We start from the raw sequence: 16,635 nt of genomic DNA, 5'->3' as shown, positions 1-16,635 counted from the left end.
ACGCGGCCTCCGCGGTCACCCACACGGGTGGCCCGGACCTTCCGCCAATTCGTTGTCGACCACTCGGCGGCCTTCGCATGACGAGAAAGGATCCTGGGTGAGGCGGCCCGGTCTACAGCCATGGTCAACGCTGCAACCCCTGCCCAGCCAGGGCCACTGGCGGTCCACCGCGCCGACTTGCCAGGGCCCAAGAGGCGACGGATGACGCTCTGTCCGTACGGATCCGGGCGGCGCGAGGCGTTCATGCCGCCCGGAGGCTTGCTCCTCAGCCGCAAGTCGGTCTCCGTCCGGCCTGTTCAGCACTGTGCACTCAGCCGGCTGAGGTCATTTGGAGCCGGTCACTGCCTATGAGGGCCGGCCGTTGACCTGGTGGTACGAGGGGATCGAGGCCAGGGCTGCGAACGTGGCATCGGTCAGGGCGTCGAGATCGTCGCGTCCGTTGTCATTGACCCAGCTGTCGAAAGCAACCATCAGGCAGCCCAGCGCCGCCATGACGCGTGTGCGCAGGGCCAGCGGTGACACGGCGCCGTCGCCGGAACGTTCGGCCAGGCGGTCGGCCAGTGCGGGCCGCCAGCTCGCTTGCTTCTCATGGAGTCGCCCCCACAGCGCCGGCGTGGTCCACACCAGCCGCAGCAGCGTCAAACCATCGTCCGGCTCCCGGGTGAGCAGCGCAACGGCCGGGTCGACAGCCCGCCGCAGCGCCGTCCATTCATCTTCCGCGGCGGGGCGGGATGCCAGGGCCGCGGACATAGCGTCGCCCAGCGGGTCGAAAGCGAACAGGACGACATCCTCCTTGGTCCCGAAGTACCGCAGGAAGGTACTCCGAGAGACGCCGGCCGCGGTCGCCAAGTCGTCGAAGGTGACGTTGTCGAACCCCGCCTCGAAGAACCGGGGCAGAGCGATACTCGCCAGTTCGCCCCGTACCGCGGCGCGCCCGATGGCGCGAGTACTCAGACCTGTCATGCACCCAGGATACGGAGACGAAGCCCACTTGCAGGTATGAAGCTCAGAATCTAGCCTGACACTCAGTTTCACACATGCGAAGGAGCGTCACCATGACGTACGAACTACCCGGCCTCCACGTCGCCGTTGCTGATGGCGTCGCCACGGTGACCCTCGACAACCCGCCGCTGAACCTGTCCGACGGCACGTTGCTGCCGTCGCTGCGCCGCTTCGTCGCTCAGGTGCGCGACGATGCCGATGTGCGGGTGATCGTGTTCGACAGCGCCGACCCGGACTTCTTCATCACCCACGGCGACATGCGCTTCGTCACCGACCCGGATGTGCTGGCCGCCGCGGGCGCCGCCACCATGGCGGCCAACCCCGGCGCCGAGTTCCCGCCGCAGCTGAACCTCATGCAGGTGGTGCACGAGGAGGTGCGCTCACTTCCCCAGATCACGATCGGCAAGCTGACCGGTCTGGCCCGGGGTGGCGGCAACGAGTTCCTGATGGCCCTCGACATGCGCTTCGCCGCGATCGGCAAAGCGGGTCAGGCACAGCCCGAGGTGCTGCTGGGCATCATGGCCGGTGGTGGCGGCACCCAGTACATGACCTCGCTGATCGGACGCGCCCGAGCCCTGGAACTGCTTCTCGGCGCGCAGCTCGTCGACGCCGAGCTCGCCGAACGGTATGGATTGGTCAACCGCGCTCTGCCGACGGACGAGATCGGCGGCTTCGTCGACTCCCTGGCCCGACGTATCGGCGCGCTGCGCCCGGAGATCATCGCCGCGGTCAAAACCTCCGTCAACGCCGCGGCCACCCCGATCACCCGCGACGGGCTCGCCGTCGAGAACGCGATGCTCACCCCGCTCTTCAGCGCGGACGCCGCCGCGCTCGCACACAAGCTGCTCGCCGCCGGCATGCAGACCCGCGACGGCGAACGCAACCTCGAAGCCCTCCTCGCCCAATTCTGACCCGGCCGGGGTCGCGGCCCACCGCCGCGGCCCGATTCGCGTGATTTGCGCCCCCCGTCCTTGGCCGGGCCCAAGATCGTCGGCTATTCTGCGCGACGAGGGGAGTACCTCACAAAGAGCGTTGCGGTCATCACGGGCATCCCGGTATGCCTCCGTGCGTTCGCCCGTCCTGCGGCGGGTGAGGGAGACCTCGGACGATGGCGCACATCTCCGAGGAGGTTCCCCGATGGCGCATAGTCTCACCCTGGCCGCTCCGCTCGAATCGGTCGCTTCACCCCAGCTCTGGGTGATCAGCATCGTGGTTCTCGTCGGGCTTCTGGTGGCCGATTTCGTGGTCACCCGCAAGCCCCACGACGTGCCGATGCGCGAGGCGGTCGGCTGGTCGGTCTTCTACATGATGCTGCCGGCCGTGTTCGGGCTGGTGCTCTGGTGGGCGTACGGGAGCCGGCCGGCAATCGAGTTCTACACCGGTTTCGTGGTGGAGAAGTCCCTGTCGGTCGACAACCTGTTCGTCTTCATGCTGCTGCTCGGCGCCTTCGCGGTGCCGTCCGCGCTGGCCCAGCGGGTGCTGCTCTACGGCATCGCGGGCGCCCTGGTGCTCCGCGGCGTCTTCATCGCCGCGGGCGCGGCCGTGCTGCAGGCCGGCACGTGGGCGTTCCTGCTCTTCGGCGGCATCCTGCTGGTCACCGCGGTGAAGGTGCTGCGGGACGCGAGGCGCGGCGACAACCACACGGTCGACATCGATCAGATGCGCAGCGTCCGGCTCCTGCGCCGGTTCTTTCCGGTGACCAAGGAGTATCACGGCAGCAAGATGGTCATCCGCCAGGCCGGCCGGCGCGTGCTGACGCCGCTGGCCGTCGTGGTGGTCGCGGTGTTCATGACCGACATCGTGTTCGCCGTCGACTCGGTCCCGGCCGTGTACGGGGTGACCGAGGACCCGTACCTGGTGTTCGCGACCAACGCCTTCGCTCTGATGGGTCTGCGGGCGCTGTACTTCGTGCTGCGCAACGTCCTCGACAAGCTGCGCCACCTCGACTACGGCCTCGCCATCATCCTGGCCTTCATCGGGGTGAAGCTGGTGCTGCACTGGGCCCACGGCGTGTGGCCGTCGCTGCCCGAGGTGCCGACGCTGGCCTCGCTGGGCGTCATCGCCGCCACCCTGATCACCGTGACGATCACCAGCATGCTGGCCAACCGCCGCGACGCCGCCGCCGCGGCAGCCGAACGCGGCGCCGCACCGGCCGACCCGGTTACGGCCGGACGGGCCCCGACCGACCGATAGCCGGCGTCAGGGCCGCCACCACGGCCGGCGGCGGCGAACCCGCAGCAGGTCGCACACATCACGGACGCCGTCGACCGACCAGGCCCGGTCGACGGCGGCGGCCCGGGCCGAAGCGGACGGCACCCGGCCGTCGAGGATGGCGACGCCGCTCTGCACCCGCAGGTCGAGGTCGCCGCCGTCGACGGCCGGATCGTGCAACAGCGCCAGGGCGAGCCGGACGGCGACCGCCCGGTCGGTCTCGGCCCAGTGGTCGGTGATCGCCCGCCGCACCCGGGCCGCATCGGGCTGCTCCGGGGTGTCCGGGAACCAGGGCGACTCCCCCGGCATGTGGAACCAGAAGTACACGGTGGCCTCCAGGAGGGGTCCGGCCCTCCAGCCTCCGATCTGCACTTCGCAACCGCCCGGCGGTCACATGACGGTTCCATGACGGTCCCGGTCGTCAGCAGACGCACGCCTAATAGACGAACGGCCAGCCCGCCGCGTCGTAGCCGAGGAGGTTGATGCCGAGCCGGGAGGCGCCGTTGTCGGCGTAGTAGTGGTAGACGAGGACGTCGGCGTCGGTGTCGGCCAGGACGGCCTGGTGGCCCGGGCCGTGGATGCTGCCGTGGCCGGCCAGCACCTGGGTGCCGCCGCCGGCGGTCATGGCGACGCCGTTGCGGTCGGTGAACGGGCCGTTCGGGCTGGTCGAGCGGCCGACCATGATCCGGTACGTGCTGGCCGCGCCCTGGCAGCAGCGGTCGAACGACACCCACTGGTAGTAGTAGGCGCCGTGCTTGAACAGGAACGGCGCCTCGATCGCGCCGCCGTTGCGGCCGGCGATGCTCCGGACGGTGGCGCCGGAGCGCTTGCCCGTCGACGGGTCGAGGGCCACCTGCTTGATGCCGGACCAGAACGACCCGAAGCTCAGCCACCACCGGCCCGCGTCGTCGACGAGCAGGTTCGGGTCGATCGCGTTGAAGGTGTCCGACGTCCGTGACTCGATCACCAGACCCTGGTTCGCCCAGCTGCCGGACGCGCCGGTCGGGCTGGTGGCCAGGAAGATCGCCGAGCGGTTGGAGCCGAACGTCGAGGCCGAGTAGTACAGGTAGTAGCGGCCGTTGCGGTACGAGATGTCGGGCGCCCACAGGTTGCGGCTTCCGCCCGTGTACGCCGTGGTCCACGGGGCACCGCCGGGGAACACCGAGCCCGCGGCCCGGAACGCCGTGCGGTCGGCCGAGGTCGTCAGCGGGAGGTTGTCACCGGTCTGCGCGACGAGGTAGCCGCCCGACGGGGTCTTGACCATCGCCGGGTCGTGCGTGCCGGTCGCGCCCGTGACGACGCCGGGGCCGGGGTACGAGGGCGGCGGCACGGTCGGCGTGGCGAGCGCGACGGGCGACGTTGTCGTCGCTCCCTGAGCCTGGATCGTGGTGGCGCCGACCGCGATCAGGACGGTCACCGCCGCGCCGGCCAGAAAAGTGCTGGACATGGTGCTCCTTGGGGCCAGAGGTCTGCTGTCAGCCGGCTCCCCCACGCGTCGCCGCCATAGTTATATGTCGATGTTAACGTTCACGGCATCGCTGTCAACCGCTGCCGATCCGGCCCACGACCGCTAACGTCATCGGAATGTCGGTATCGATCACGCGTGAGGACTGGGGCTCGACGGCGGACGGCCCCGTCGACCGCTATGTGCTGGACAGCGGAAACGGGCGCGCCGCGATCCTCACCCACGGCGGCGTCCTGCAGAGCCTCGAAGTCCCCGACCGGAGCGGCGCCCGGGCCAACGTCGTGCTCGGCTTCGACCGGCTCCAGGGCTATCTCGACAACCCGGATCCCTACTTCGGAGCCGTGATCGGCCGCTACGCCAACCGGATCGCGCGCGGCAGCTTCCCGCTCGACGGCGCGACGTACCAGGCGCCGATCAACAACGGCCCCAACAGCATGCACGGCGGCAAGACCGGCTTCGACAAGCGACTGTGGTCGGCCACGCCGGTCGACGGGGCCCTCGAGCTGCGGCTGGTCAGCCCGGACGGCGATCAGGGCTACCCCGGCACGCTGAGCGTCACCGTGCGGTACACCTTCACGCCGGACAACGAGCTGCGGATCGACTACGAGGCCACCACCGACGCGCCGACCGTGGTCAACCTGACCAACCACAGCTACTTCAACCTGGCCGGCGAGGGCAGCGGCGACATCTACGGCCACCTCGTCCGCATCGACGCCACCCATTTCACCCCGGTCGACGTCGATCTGATCCCCACCGGCGACCTGAGCCCGGTGGCCGGCACGCCGATGGATTTCCGCGAGCCGGTCGCCGTGGGCGAGCGCATCCGCACCGGCGATCCCCAGCTGGGCTTCACGGGCGGCTACGACCACAACTGGATCCTCGACCGGGCCGGTGACGGACTCGCGCCGGCCGCTCAGGTGACCGAGCCGATCGGCGGGCGGACGCTGAGCGTGTCCACAACCGAGCCCGGGCTGCAGTTCTACTCGGGCAACTTCCTCGACGGCACGGTCACCGGCACCAGCGGGCGGCTGTATCGGCAGGGCGACGGGCTGGCGCTGGAGACCCAGCACTTCCCCGACTCCCCCAACCACGCCGCCTTCCCGTCGACCGTGCTGCGCCCCGGCGAGACGTACCGGTCCACCACGGTGTTCCGGTTCGGTGTCACGGACGAGGCTTGAGCAGCGTGATGCGGGACGCGCCCAGCTCGGTGACGTAGAGGTAGCCGGACGCGACATCCTGGGTGACGTCCAGCGGTTGGCTGAACCCGGTGAATCCGGCGATCCCGGTGGTCCGGTTGGAGAGCGTGCCGGACGGGGCGACGTCGAACGTCTCGATGTCCTGCCCGGCCGAGTATCGAACCACCAGCAGCTTGCCGTCGAGGACGCCGCCACGGAACTCGATCGCTCCGTTGGCCGAGGCGTGCAGGCCGGCGTCGTACGTCCCGGCCAGGTCGAAGTTCGGGTCCGGCGCGGTGCCGGCCGGGTAGGCGGGCACCTGGAAGGGATCGGCTCCGGCGGTCGGGTTGCCCCCGGCCAGCACCCATTCGCAGCGCACCGGGTTGGGATGGCCGTAGTACCGGCCGGCCCGCACGTCGAAGACGTAGTCGGTCTCCGCGGTGGGCACGTTGGTCAGGGCCGGCACCGCGGGCCCGGTGTAGCCGCGACGGGCGCAGGCCGGCGGCAGGGTCGCCGGGGTGGCCGGCGTGTTCCCGCCCGCCGCCGAGCCGTTGGTCGGCGCATAGAGATGACCGTTGCGGTGCCAGACCAGATCGAAGGCATTCCGTACGCCGGTGGCGTACAAGGTCAACGGCGCCCCGGCCGCGTACGGGTCGTAGGCGCCGCCCTCCTCGGTGCGCACGTCGAGCGGCCCGGTGGCCGGCAGCCGGGCCGGGTCGAGGCGCAGGACGGCCGCGCTGAGCAGCCGTTCCGGCCGGTTGCCCCAGGTCGAGTCGGCCGCGCCCATCGCGTTGTTGGCGCCCTGCGACACATAGACCGCGCCGTCCGGGCCGAAGGCCAGCGAGTTGGTCTCGTGGTCCTTCACCGACCGGGGCAGATTCACCACCACCGGGGTGTAGGTGCCGAGGTCGGCGCCGCTGAGCCGGCCGATCCGCCCGGACCAGTCGGGCACGTTGAGCGGGCCGACGTACTGGTAGTTGTCGGTCACCCAGAGCACCGGCGCGGTGGCCGTCGACGCCGGGTCGAACGCCATGCCGATGACGGTCCGGGCCGGCGCGCCGGGCAGCCCCCGGGCGGCGGCGTCGTCCCGTACGGTGGTGATGATCGTCGGGGCGCCGAGGGTGCCACCCGGGTTGATCGGGAAGCGGAAGACGCGCCCGTCGAGCGTGCCGGCGTAGAGGCGGCCGTCCGGGCCCTTCACGACCGTGGTGAACGAGGCCCCGGTGGCCACGCCGACGGTCTTGTCGAAGGCGATCGGACCCCCGGTGGTGGTGCCGCTGCCGGTCGTGAAGACGATCGAGTACGGCGCGAACGGCTTGCCGGTCACGTCGGTGACGGCGCTGGTGACGCTGAACCGGTACGTCGTCAGCGGGGCGAGCGGCGCGCTGGGCGAGAGGTTCACGACGTCGCCGCCGCCGCTGGTGATCGTGGTGGACGCGACCGGGGCGCCGTCGCCGAGCCGGGTCAGCGTCACCGACGAGCCGGTCAGCGAGGCGGCCTTCACCCCGCCGTTGGGCAGCACCAGATCCTCGACCACGCTGGTCGTCACCGGCACTCCGGTCGCGCCGTTGGCCGGGGTGCTCGTGCGGACGGCGGGAATCGTGGCGCCGCCGGGGACCTCGGCGATGTCGGCGTACGCGAACTTGGTGTTGACTCCCCCGGCCGGGCTGATCGTCAGCTTGCCGTCGGTGACCCGCACCGTCCGGGTGGCGGTCGCGAACCTGGTCGTGGCCGTCGCGGTGAAGGCGGCTATCGCGTTCTGGTCCTCGATGGCCACCCAGTGCGTGCTGTTGACAGCGGTCCCGGCGTCGCCGACCGCGACCGTCACCGTGTAGAGGCCGGACGGGACGGCGGCCTCCCAGGCGCCCGGGGTGGTCACGCCGGCCGACCCGGCCGGGAGCTGGGCGTGGACGAAGGTGGCGAGCCGGGCGTCGGGCTGCCCGGCGGCCGGGTTGCGGTTGCGTCCGTTGCCGGTGAGGTCGACCGGCGTCCGCTCGCCCAGGTCGACCCAGCCGTAACCGCGCGCGGCGGTGAAGGCGCCGCCCGAGTCCCGCATGTAGCCCGCGGCCGGGGCGGTCGCCGCGTCGGAGAAGTCAACCTTGAGGGGCGCGACGTCGGCGGTGACCCGGCTCAGGTCGACGTAGTTCAGCTTCGTGTTGGCGCCGCCGGCCGCGTCCACGGTGAGCCGGCCGTCGGTCACCGCCACGGTCACGGTCGCCGGCCGGTACTCGGCCGCGGCGGTGGACACGAATCCGTCGACGGCCACGACACCCTCGACGCGCACGGTGTGCCGGCTGTCGTACGAGGGCTGATCACCGGCGGACACCGTGACCTGATAGGTGCCGTCGGCCACCGCGTACTCCCAGGCGCCCTCGGTGAGCACCCCGCTGGTGCCGCCGACGTCGCCGTACTGCATGTGGATGACGGTGTCGAGCCGATCGTCGACGCCGGACCGGGTGCGGTCCCGGGTGTTGCGGGTCAGATCGAGCGGCTCACCGGTGCCGCGCCGGACCCAGCCGGACCCGCGCGTGGTGTCGAAGGCCGCACCGGTGTCGGCCCGGTACCCGGCGGGGACGGCGGACGCGGCGGGCTGGAAGTTCACCCGGGCGACCGGCGTGACGGCGGCGGCGGCCGGCGTGGCCGGAGCCACCGAACCGGCGAGGACGAGAGCGGCGACAACTGTCCAGCAACGACGGCCCATGAACGACAACGTCGCACATCGACGGACGGCCCGGAGAGTCGGAAATCCGCTGCCCAGCACGTTTCCGGGCCCGCGGGAATAGCGACAGCTCCCGCCTTAGCGCCTTTTCAGCGGCGGGGTCGGTGCAAAGAGCCGCGCCGCCCCGGGCACGTGTCCCGGGGCGGCGCCTGCGCTCAGGACGTCAGCGTCCCGCGCAACAGGCTGCGTCCCGAATGGGTCGCGTCGCCGTCGTGCGGCTCGTCGCTGACGTCGACCAGGCGGTAGCGGTTGAGGTCGGTGCCGGGCGGCACCGGCAACAGCACGTCCGGCTGGTCGGCCAGGTTGCCGAGGGCGACCATCTTGCTGAGGTCGTCCGGATCGATCAGCCACACCTCGTGGAAGCCGGTGGTCAGCGGCAGGTTGCGGACGTCGATCTGCATCCGGCCGCCGGAGAGCACCCGGACGCTGCCGCTCGCGTCGGCCGGCACCGTGGCCAGCGGGGTGAGCGTCGCGCGGGCCTCGACCTGCTCCACCGGGGCCCGGCCGGCGATCCGGTCGACCGCGACCGTGCCGGCCACCGCGACCACCGCCGCGGCCGCCGCCGCCAGCAGCGGGGTCAGCCAGCGGGGCCTCGGCCGCCGGGGCCGGGCCCGGTGCCCGGCGAGCTCGGTGACTCCGGCGGGCGCCGCGGCCCGCGCCACGTCGGGCGCGATCTCGGCCTCGATGGCCTGCCAGACGTGCTCCGGCGGCGTGGGCAGGCCCCGCAGGTCCTGTCCCTCGGCGCCCAGGTCGGCGACATCGCGCAGCGTCGCGAGGTCGCCGCGGCAGCCGGGGCAGTCGTCCAGGTGATCCGACTCGCTCGGCCCGGGCTCCTCAGAGAGCGCGAGTACGACCAGCCGATCGGGATCCAAATGTTGCACCGTCCACCTCCCAACGACGTCGCAGGTTGGCCATACCCCGGCGGATATGGCTTTTCACCGTGCCGAGCGGCAATCCGGTCACGGCGGCTATCTGGGGATGCGTGAGGTCGTCGAAGAACGCCAGCTCGAGGGTGCGCCGTTGCTCCTCGGGCAGCCGGTCCATCTCGTCGGCCACGACCAGCCGGTCGACGACCCGTTCCGGGGTCTCCCGCTCGTCGGGCGGCGCAAGCTGGGCTCGTACCGTCTCGGCCACCCGCTCGTCGCGCGCCGCCGTGCGCATCCGGTCGACGGCCTTACGCCGCGCTATCCCGAGCAGCCAGCCCAGCATCGTGCCCCGTTGCGGGTCATAGCTGTCCCGGCCGGTCCACGCGGCCACGAACGTCACCTGCGTGACGTCCTCGGCATCGGCCCGATTGCCCAGCAAGCGCTGAGCCAGGTAGAGAACGGCGGCGCCGTGCCGGTCATAGACCATGCGTAACGCCTTGTCGTCGCCGTCGCGCAAGCGTTCGGCGAGCTCGTCGTCGGAATTCATCGACCTCCCTCCCGCACACCTGTCCACCCGTTCCTTCGCTCGCCGGCGCCCCCGTGGATGCACCGGATTCTTTTCCGCCGGACCCGCATCCATCCGCCGCCGTGCCGGCGAAGGACAGGCGTAACGATCCATGACGCAGTCCTGTGAGGGAGTCCCGATGAGCATCATCCCCGTCCGGCGCGCGGCCACGGTAGGCGCGGTCGCCCTGATCGCGCTGGGCACCGCCGGCGCGTTCGCGTCCGGTCCCGCCTACGCCAAGGCGAACGCCAGCGTGACGGTCGTGCACGGCATTCCCGGTCAGCCGGTGGACGTCTACGTCAACGGCGAGAAGACCGTGCCCGGGTTCCAGCCCGGCAAGGTCGCCGGCCCGCTCAGCCTGCCGGCCGGGCAGTACGACATCGCGCTGACCAAGCCCGGTGACGCCATCGGCAGCGCCCTGCTGACCGTCAACGACGCCGAGGTGCCGGCCGACGCCAACATCAGCCTGGTCGCGCACCTGGACGCGGGAGGCAAGCCGGCCCTGACGCCGTTCGTCAACGACACCGCCAAGCTCGCGGCGGGCAAGACGCGGCTCATCGTGCGGCACGCCGCGGCGGCGCCCGCCGTCGACATCCGGGCCGGGGGCGAGCCCGTCTTCGAGGGTGTGACCAACGGCAAGGAGGGCAAGGCCGACCTCGACGCGGGCACCGTCTCGGCCGACGTCGTGCTGGCCGGCACCGACACCCGGGTGCTCGGCCCGGCCGATCTCGACCTGGCCGAGGGCGCCGCGACCATCGTGTACGCGGTCGGCTCGGCCGAGGACGAGACGCTCGACCTGGTCACGCAGAGCATCACCGGTCTGCACTCGGCGCCGGGCGGCGTGCCGTCGGGCAACGGCGGCCAGGCCGACCGTGGCCTGTCGCTGCCCTGGTACGGCGTGGGCGCGGCCGGCATCCTGCTGGCCCTGGCCGGTCTGACCCGCCTCGCCGTCGGACGCCGCCGGTGAGTCGCGGACCGGGGCGGGCCGTGCTGATGGTGGCGCTGGGCGTCAGCCTGGTCGCCGTCAGCGGAGTGGTCGCGTGCCAGTCCCAGCCGGCGGCGGACTTCGCCACGCCGGTGGCTGTCGCGCCGTCCTCGGCGCCCGCCCCGGTCCGGGTACCGGTCTCGGACGGTTCGCCGCCCACGACCGGCGCCGACGCCCCCGTCCGGCTGAGCATCCCGGCCCTGCGCCTGGACGCGAAGGTCGCGGCGGTCGGAATCGACGAGCGGACCGGTGACTTCGCCGTTCCCCCGAGCGTCGACCGGGTGGGCTGGTACCGGTTCGGTCCGGGCTTCTCGGCGCCGGCCGGGTCCATCGTCGTCGCCGGGCACGTGGACAGCGCGGCCGAGGGCAAGGGCGCGTTCTTCCGGCTCGGCTCGCTCGAGGCGGGCGACGTCGTGACGCTGACCGGGCCGGGCGGCAAGGACCGGGCGTTCGAGGTGACCGCGCGCGAGCGGTACCGCAAGACGGCGATCCCGCTGGAGAAGTACTTCGCCCGCGACGGCGAGGTACGGCTGACGCTCATCACGTGCGGCGGCCCGTTCGACGCCGCGACCAAGCACTATCGCGACAACGTGGTGGTCACCGCCGTCCCCCGGGCGTAGCCGGACGCGCACTACGGTGACAGTCATGAAGATCGTGGTGCTGGACGACTATCAGCGGGTGGCCCGCAAGTACGGGACGTTCGACACCCTGCCCGACACCCGGGTCGAGGTGCTGCACGAGCACGTCGCCGGCCAGGAGCTCATCGACGCCCTGGCCGGCGCCGAGGTCGTGGTGGCGATGCGCGAGCGGACCGCGTTCCCGGCCGAGCTGTTCGAACGGCTGCCGGCGCTGCGCCTGCTGGTCACCACCGGCATGTCCAACGCGGCCATCGACCTGACGGCGGCCGCGGCGCACGGCGTCACGGTCAGCGGAACGGTCATGTACGGCGCCACGAAGAGCTCGAACGCCGCGGAGCTCGCCTGGGCCCTCATCCTGGCCTGCCGGCGGCACGTCGTGGCCGAGGACCGGGCCCTGCGCGACGGCCGCTGGCAGACCACCATGGGCGCCGACCTGGCCGGCAGCACCCTGGGCGTGCTCGGGCTCGGCCGGCTGGGCACCCAGGTGGCGCGGATCGGCCAGGCCTTCGACATGCGGGTGATCGCCTGGAGCGAGCACCTCACCGCGGAGCGGGCCGCCGAGGCCGGCGCGACCCTGGTGTCCCGCGACGAGCTGTTCGCGGCCGCCGACGTGCTGACCATCCATCTCAAGCTCAGCGAGCGGACGACCGGTCTGATCGGCGCGGCCGAGCTCGCCGCCATGAAACCGTCCGCGGTCCTGATCAACACGTCCCGCGGCCCGATCGTCGACGAGGCCGCGCTGGTCGCCGCCCTGACCGCCGGCACGATCGCGGGCGCCGGCCTGGACGTCTACGACGTCGAGCCGCTCCCCCTCGGCAACCCGTTGCGCGGCGCGCCCCACACCGTGCTGCTGCCCCACCTGGGTTACGTCACCGAGAACAGCTACCGCGGCATGTACGAGCAGGCCGTCGAGGACATCACCGCCTGGCGGGCCGGCGAGCCGGTGCGGGTGCTCACGCCGTGAGTTCGCCAGGCCGCTGACCCTGGCTCGCCCGGCTCCCCCGAACGTACCGCCCACGACGACGAAAGTTCGAAGTTCTCCGATCGCCGCCACCTCGTCGCCGCACCCCCGTTATCCGGTGCACGGGTGTTCCGGCGGAAGGGGAGCAAGGGTGGACGACGAAGACCACGATCCATATCCCGTGCTGGCCTCCGTGCCGATCGCCGCGCCCGGGCCACGGGTCCGCCGCTGGTTCGCGCCGGTCGTTGCCGACGTGCCGGCGCCGCGGCCGGGGTCGTGCCTGGTCGCGCAGTCCGGCGGCGGCTACCGCAAGATCGAGTACGGGCTCCGGCGCGGCGACCCCGGTTTGCGGGACGCCATCGCGCTGCACGTCGTGTCGATCGCGCCGCGCATGGTCAGCGCGGCCACGTCGCTGCCGTCGTGCGAGCCGGGACTGGAGGTACGGATCGGCGCCCGGTTCCGGTGCCGGGTCGACGACCCGGTCCAGCTTCTCGCCGAGGGCGTCACCGACCTGGAACCGCTGCTCATCCACTACCTGCTGGCATATCCGCAGATCCGGATGACGTCGCTGGTGATGCCGCTGCGCCGGCCGGCCGAATGGTCCGCGTTCAAGCGCCGGATGATCGCGATGTTCACGGCCTACGCGGAGTTGCAACCTCTGATGATCTCCGGGATGGACGCCGCCCTGGTCGACGTCGAGGTCGGGGCCGCGACGACGGATGCAGTGCCGGCCGCGCCGGCTCCCGCCGGTGGCGAGAGTGAGAACTACTGGTGGCCCGAGCCGTGACCGAACAAGAACGCGGCGGGAAGGTCGCACTGCTGCTGCGCCGGGCGACCGGCGTGGACGAGGACATCCTCGACGGGATCGCCACCGAGCGCACGCGCTACACCGCGATGGGCGGCGTCGTGATCGGTACGGCGCTGATCGCCATGTTCTCCATGTCGGTCGCGCTCGCGTTCGTGTTCGACGGATTTCCTCCGTACGCGACGGTCTTCGTCCTGCTGTGGGGCGCCTTCGTCTTCAGCGTCGACCGGTGGCTGATGGCCTCGGCGGCCGGCGTACGGGCCGGTGAACGGATTGTCCGGTTGCTGCCCCGCCTGGTGCTGGCCGCCGCGGTCGGTGTGGTCGTCGCCGAACCGCTGGTCCTGGTCGCGTTCGACGCGACGGTGGTCGAACGCGCCGCCGAGGATCGCAAGAACGTCCTGCTGACGCTGGAAAGCGACCTGCTGGCCTGCAATCCGGTGCCGGGCACCGCGGCGACCCCGGCCGGACCGCGATGCGAAGGCCGGAGGCTGGCCGTGGCCGAGGCGTCGGCCGAGGGCAAGCAGGGCGAGATCGCCGGGTTGACAGCGCAGATCGCCTCGGTGAGGGCCACCGTGCAGCGCGACAGCAAAGCACTGGCCGATCTCGAGGCGGAGGCGGCCAAGGAGTGCAACGGCACCGACGGTCCGGGCCTGTCCGGCCGGTTCGGCGTCGGGCCGAGCTGCCGGCGACTGCGGGACACAGCCGAGCAGTACCGTACCGACCACCGCATCAAGGAGAACATCGACGAGCTGGCCGCTCTGGAGAGCCGGATCGGCGCGCTGACCGGCACGATCGGCAAGGACGCGGACACCTTTGTCGCCGCCCGCAAGACGATGATCGCGCGTGAAGTGGCCGAGGCCCGGGACCGTCAGCGTGACCTCGGCCTGCTCGAGCGGATGCGCACCCTCGGTCTCATCACTGCCGACAACGGGTACGCCCGGGCCGGCGAATGGGCTCTGCGCATCTTCCTCATCCTGATCGACTCCCTGCCGGTGCTGGTCAAGATGCTCGGCGGCGTCACCACGTACGACCAGATCGTCGCCGACCGGCTGAGCCGTCAGAAACGGAGCCAGTTCGAGGTGAACCAGGCGCTCGCCGAGCGCGACTCGTACGGTGCCAAGCTGTTGCACGAGAGCTACCTCATGCAGTTCCGCGCGGGCCGTGAGCGGGTCCGATGGGAAGCCATGCGCGAACGCCGGGCGATGGACACCGCGATGCACGACGAGGTCGAGCGCCGCACCCTGCAGATCATCGGGGAGGCGCCCACGCTGAGCATGCAGATCACCGCGCCGCCGGAGACCGTCGCCGAGCCACCGCCGGTGCCGCACCAGGCGCCTGCGGCCGAGGCCGAGCAGACCTGGCAGGACAGGCCCAGCACCGTCACCTGGGGCGACCGGTGAGGCTCGACGACGCCGCGGACACCCGGCGCACGGTCCTGCGCAAGTATCCGATCTATCTGCTGCTGGACGTCTCGGAGTCGATGCGGCGTCCCGACCGGCACGGCCGGAGCTCGCTCGACGCCTTCGGGCCGATGATCAATGAGTTGGTCCTCGGCCTGCAGGGCGCCGCCTGGGCCAAGCCGACCGTCTGGATCAAGGTGCTGGCGTTCAGCGAGCGGGTGCAGGTGCTGCGGGAGATGACACCGCTGAGCCTGGTGAAATCCTTCCCCGATCTGGAGCCGGGACACGACACCGACTACGCGGAGGCGCTGCGCTACCTCGCCGACACGCATCCCGAAGACTTCCAGCGCATCAACCTGAGCGCGAACCGCCTCGGCCACCAGGCTCAGATCCGGCCGCCGCTGGTCTTCATCATCACCGACGGCGCGCCCTACGTGGACGGCCGGAACCAGCCGCAGTCGTCCTGGCAACGCCAGCGGGAGCGGCTGGTCGACGGCCCGATGCAGGCCTGGATCGCCGCGATCAGCGTGCGGCCCGAGCATCAGGGCACCCTGTGGGAACTCGCCACCGGCGCCGCACACGGCGATCGCCGCAACGCCTTCCTGGCCAAGCCGGGAACGTCGGCCGCGGGCCTGGCGACCAGCATCCACCAGTGCATCACGGCGAGCATCAAGCGATCGGTACGCGCGGGTGATCGGCTCATGACCACACCGGACGGCATGGAGAGGGCGGCCCGCGATGCACCCCGCTGAGTTCAACCGTCTGCTCGCGTTGTTCATGCTGACCATGCTGTCGCTGCTGATAGCCGTCCTGATGGTGGCCGCGTTGATGTCGCGGAAACCCCGGCGGCCGCGTCAGCGCTGGTGGCAGCGGTGGCGCCCGCGGTTGACCTTCCGCCGCCCGGCCGAGCCGGCCGCGGCAGCCGTCACCGTCGCGCCCGGCCTCGCCGCGCCACCGACGACGATGCCGGTGGTGCAGCCGCCGCCCTTCCGACCGGCGTCCCCCGCACCGGCGCCACGGGTCCCGCCCGCCGCACGGGGAAAGGAACCGCCGCTGCCGCCGACAACGATCGTCGACTGCCGGTCGCATGCGGCCCTGTTCCACGGCTGGTGTGCGCCGCCGGGGTCGGACCACCGGATGCACGTCCGGGGGGCCGCCTGGCGCGGCGGAATGCACTGTGCGGACGGCAGCGACGGTCAGGACGCGGTCGGCGCCGCCTGGGACCCGGCGACCGGCGCGCTGTTCGTCGCCGTCGCCGACGGCCTCGGCTCGCTGCCCGCCTCGGGACCGCTGGCCCGCGAGGCTGTCCGGGCCTCGCTCAAGCTCTGTCTCAATCGGCCCGGAAGCCGGTCGTTCGCGCAACTGGGTCCGCAGTTGTTCACAGCGGTGGCCGACGGGCTGCTCCGTCACTTCGGCCCCGCGGTGTCCGTGGACGCCGGCACCACGCTGGTCGTCGCCGAGCTCGTCCCGGCCGGCGCCGGAGTCCGGCTCACCGTGCACGGCGTCGGCGATTCCGAGGGCTGGGTCCTGCACGACGGCCGATGGTCGGCCGTCCACGTCGAGCGGGGCGCGGCCGGGGACGGCCCGGTCAGTTCGGCCACCCGTGATCTGCCGACCGACCCCTCCCCCCGCACCGGGCAGCGCGACCTGGCCCGCGGCGACATGCTGCTGCTGGCGACCGACGGCTTCGCCGAGCCGATCGGCCGCCCCGGAGGGTGGACGGAGCGGATGGCCGCCGAGTTGCGCGCTGCGCCGGCGCCGCTGGAGTTCCTCCGGGTGGTCGCCCAGGACGAGGACGACGAGTCGGACGATCGGGGCGTCGTCGCCGTGTGGGTGGGCTGAC

At 71.8% G+C, this 16,635-nt stretch carries 16 protein-coding genes; 10 read left to right on the top strand and 6 right to left on the bottom strand.

Annotation, left to right across the window (positions count from 1 at the left end):
- Window positions 1-345: 345 nt before the first annotated feature.
- Window positions 346-963 (bottom strand): TetR family transcriptional regulator, encoded by a 618-nt coding sequence (locus HJC40_RS06610; RefSeq protein WP_249999093.1) that lies wholly within the window; start codon window positions 961-963, stop codon window positions 346-348.
- A 92-nt stretch (window positions 964-1,055) separates the two neighbouring features.
- Between HJC40_RS06610 and HJC40_RS06605 the strand changes: the two genes are divergently transcribed.
- Entirely contained in the window at window positions 1,056-1,913 is an 858-nt protein-coding gene (locus HJC40_RS06605; protein WP_249999091.1) for an enoyl-CoA hydratase/isomerase family protein, read from the top strand.
- A 226-nt stretch (window positions 1,914-2,139) separates the two neighbouring features.
- Window positions 2,140-3,195, top strand: a complete 1,056-nt coding sequence (locus HJC40_RS06600) for a TerC/Alx family metal homeostasis membrane protein (protein ID WP_249999088.1) — start codon at window positions 2,140-2,142, stop codon at window positions 3,193-3,195.
- 6 nt (window positions 3,196-3,201) lie between these two features.
- Here HJC40_RS06600 and HJC40_RS06595 read toward each other — a convergent pair whose 3' ends face one another.
- Window positions 3,202-3,540 carry a BON domain-containing protein gene (locus HJC40_RS06595; protein WP_249999085.1) on the bottom strand — a complete coding sequence of 113 codons (339 nt, stop codon included), beginning with the start codon at window positions 3,538-3,540 and terminating at the stop codon, window positions 3,202-3,204.
- 109 nt (window positions 3,541-3,649) lie between these two features.
- Window positions 3,650-4,660: an arabinan endo-1,5-alpha-L-arabinosidase gene (locus HJC40_RS06590; protein WP_249999082.1), complete on the bottom strand. Its 1,011-nt coding sequence runs from the start codon at window positions 4,658-4,660 to the stop codon at window positions 3,650-3,652.
- 137 nt (window positions 4,661-4,797) lie between these two features.
- On the opposite strand from HJC40_RS06590, the gene HJC40_RS06585 reads away from it, so the two are divergent.
- Window positions 4,798-5,856, top strand: coding sequence for an aldose epimerase family protein (locus HJC40_RS06585; RefSeq protein ID WP_249999080.1), 1,059 nt, complete (start codon window positions 4,798-4,800; stop codon window positions 5,854-5,856).
- Here HJC40_RS06585 and HJC40_RS06580 read toward each other — a convergent pair.
- From HJC40_RS06580 to HJC40_RS06570, 3 genes are all read right to left on the bottom strand, one after another.
- Window positions 5,840-8,554 (bottom strand): Ig-like domain-containing protein, encoded by a 2,715-nt coding sequence (locus HJC40_RS06580; RefSeq protein ID WP_249999078.1) that lies wholly within the window; start codon window positions 8,552-8,554, stop codon window positions 5,840-5,842. The genes HJC40_RS06585 and HJC40_RS06580 overlap by 17 nt on opposite strands.
- A gap of 173 nt (window positions 8,555-8,727) precedes the next feature.
- Window positions 8,728-9,453, bottom strand: coding sequence for an anti-sigma factor (locus tag HJC40_RS06575; protein ID WP_249999076.1), 726 nt, complete (start codon window positions 9,451-9,453; stop codon window positions 8,728-8,730).
- Window positions 9,407-9,985, bottom strand: a complete 579-nt coding sequence (locus HJC40_RS06570) for an RNA polymerase sigma factor (protein ID WP_249999074.1) — start codon at window positions 9,983-9,985, stop codon at window positions 9,407-9,409. The genes HJC40_RS06575 and HJC40_RS06570 overlap by 47 nt, the downstream gene beginning before the upstream one ends.
- Window positions 9,986-10,142: 157 nt before the next feature.
- On the opposite strand from HJC40_RS06570, the gene HJC40_RS06565 reads away from it, so the two are divergent.
- The 7 genes from HJC40_RS06565 to HJC40_RS06535 all read left to right on the top strand — a co-directional run bounded on the left by HJC40_RS06565 (window position 10,143) and on the right by HJC40_RS06535 (window position 16,634).
- Window positions 10,143-10,970, top strand: coding sequence for a DUF4397 domain-containing protein (locus HJC40_RS06565; protein WP_249999072.1), 828 nt, complete (start codon window positions 10,143-10,145; stop codon window positions 10,968-10,970).
- 26 nt (window positions 10,971-10,996) lie between these two features.
- The gene (locus tag HJC40_RS06560) at window positions 10,997-11,608 is read left to right on the top strand and encodes a class F sortase (RefSeq protein WP_249999436.1); all 612 of its coding nucleotides are present in this window, start codon (window positions 10,997-10,999) and stop codon (window positions 11,606-11,608) included.
- A gap of 25 nt (window positions 11,609-11,633) precedes the next feature.
- Window positions 11,634-12,590 (top strand): D-2-hydroxyacid dehydrogenase family protein, encoded by a 957-nt coding sequence (locus tag HJC40_RS06555; RefSeq protein ID WP_249999070.1) that lies wholly within the window; start codon window positions 11,634-11,636, stop codon window positions 12,588-12,590.
- A gap of 148 nt (window positions 12,591-12,738) precedes the next feature.
- The gene (locus HJC40_RS06550) at window positions 12,739-13,374 is read left to right on the top strand and encodes a hypothetical protein (protein WP_249999068.1); all 636 of its coding nucleotides are present in this window, start codon (window positions 12,739-12,741) and stop codon (window positions 13,372-13,374) included.
- A complete protein-coding gene (locus HJC40_RS06545; protein ID WP_249999066.1) occupies window positions 13,371-14,792 on the top strand; it encodes a DUF4407 domain-containing protein in 1,422 nt (473 codons plus the stop codon). The genes HJC40_RS06550 and HJC40_RS06545 overlap by 4 nt, the downstream gene beginning before the upstream one ends.
- A complete protein-coding gene (locus tag HJC40_RS06540; protein ID WP_249999064.1) occupies window positions 14,789-15,544 on the top strand; it encodes a VWA domain-containing protein in 756 nt (251 codons plus the stop codon). Before HJC40_RS06545 ends, HJC40_RS06540 begins: the two co-directional genes overlap by 4 nt.
- On the top strand, window positions 15,531-16,634 hold the full coding sequence (locus HJC40_RS06535; protein WP_249999061.1) for a protein phosphatase 2C domain-containing protein: 1,104 nt from the start codon (window positions 15,531-15,533) through the stop codon (window positions 16,632-16,634). Before HJC40_RS06540 ends, HJC40_RS06535 begins: the two co-directional genes overlap by 14 nt.
- Window position 16,635: the final 1 nt, after the last annotated feature.

It is taken from the genome of Actinoplanes sp. M2I2 (assembly GCF_023544445.1).
Taxonomy (GTDB): Bacteria; Actinomycetota; Actinomycetes; order Mycobacteriales; family Micromonosporaceae; genus Actinoplanes.
Note: the sequence above shows the minus strand (reverse complement) of the source record. Positions and strands in the feature narration are given on the sequence as shown.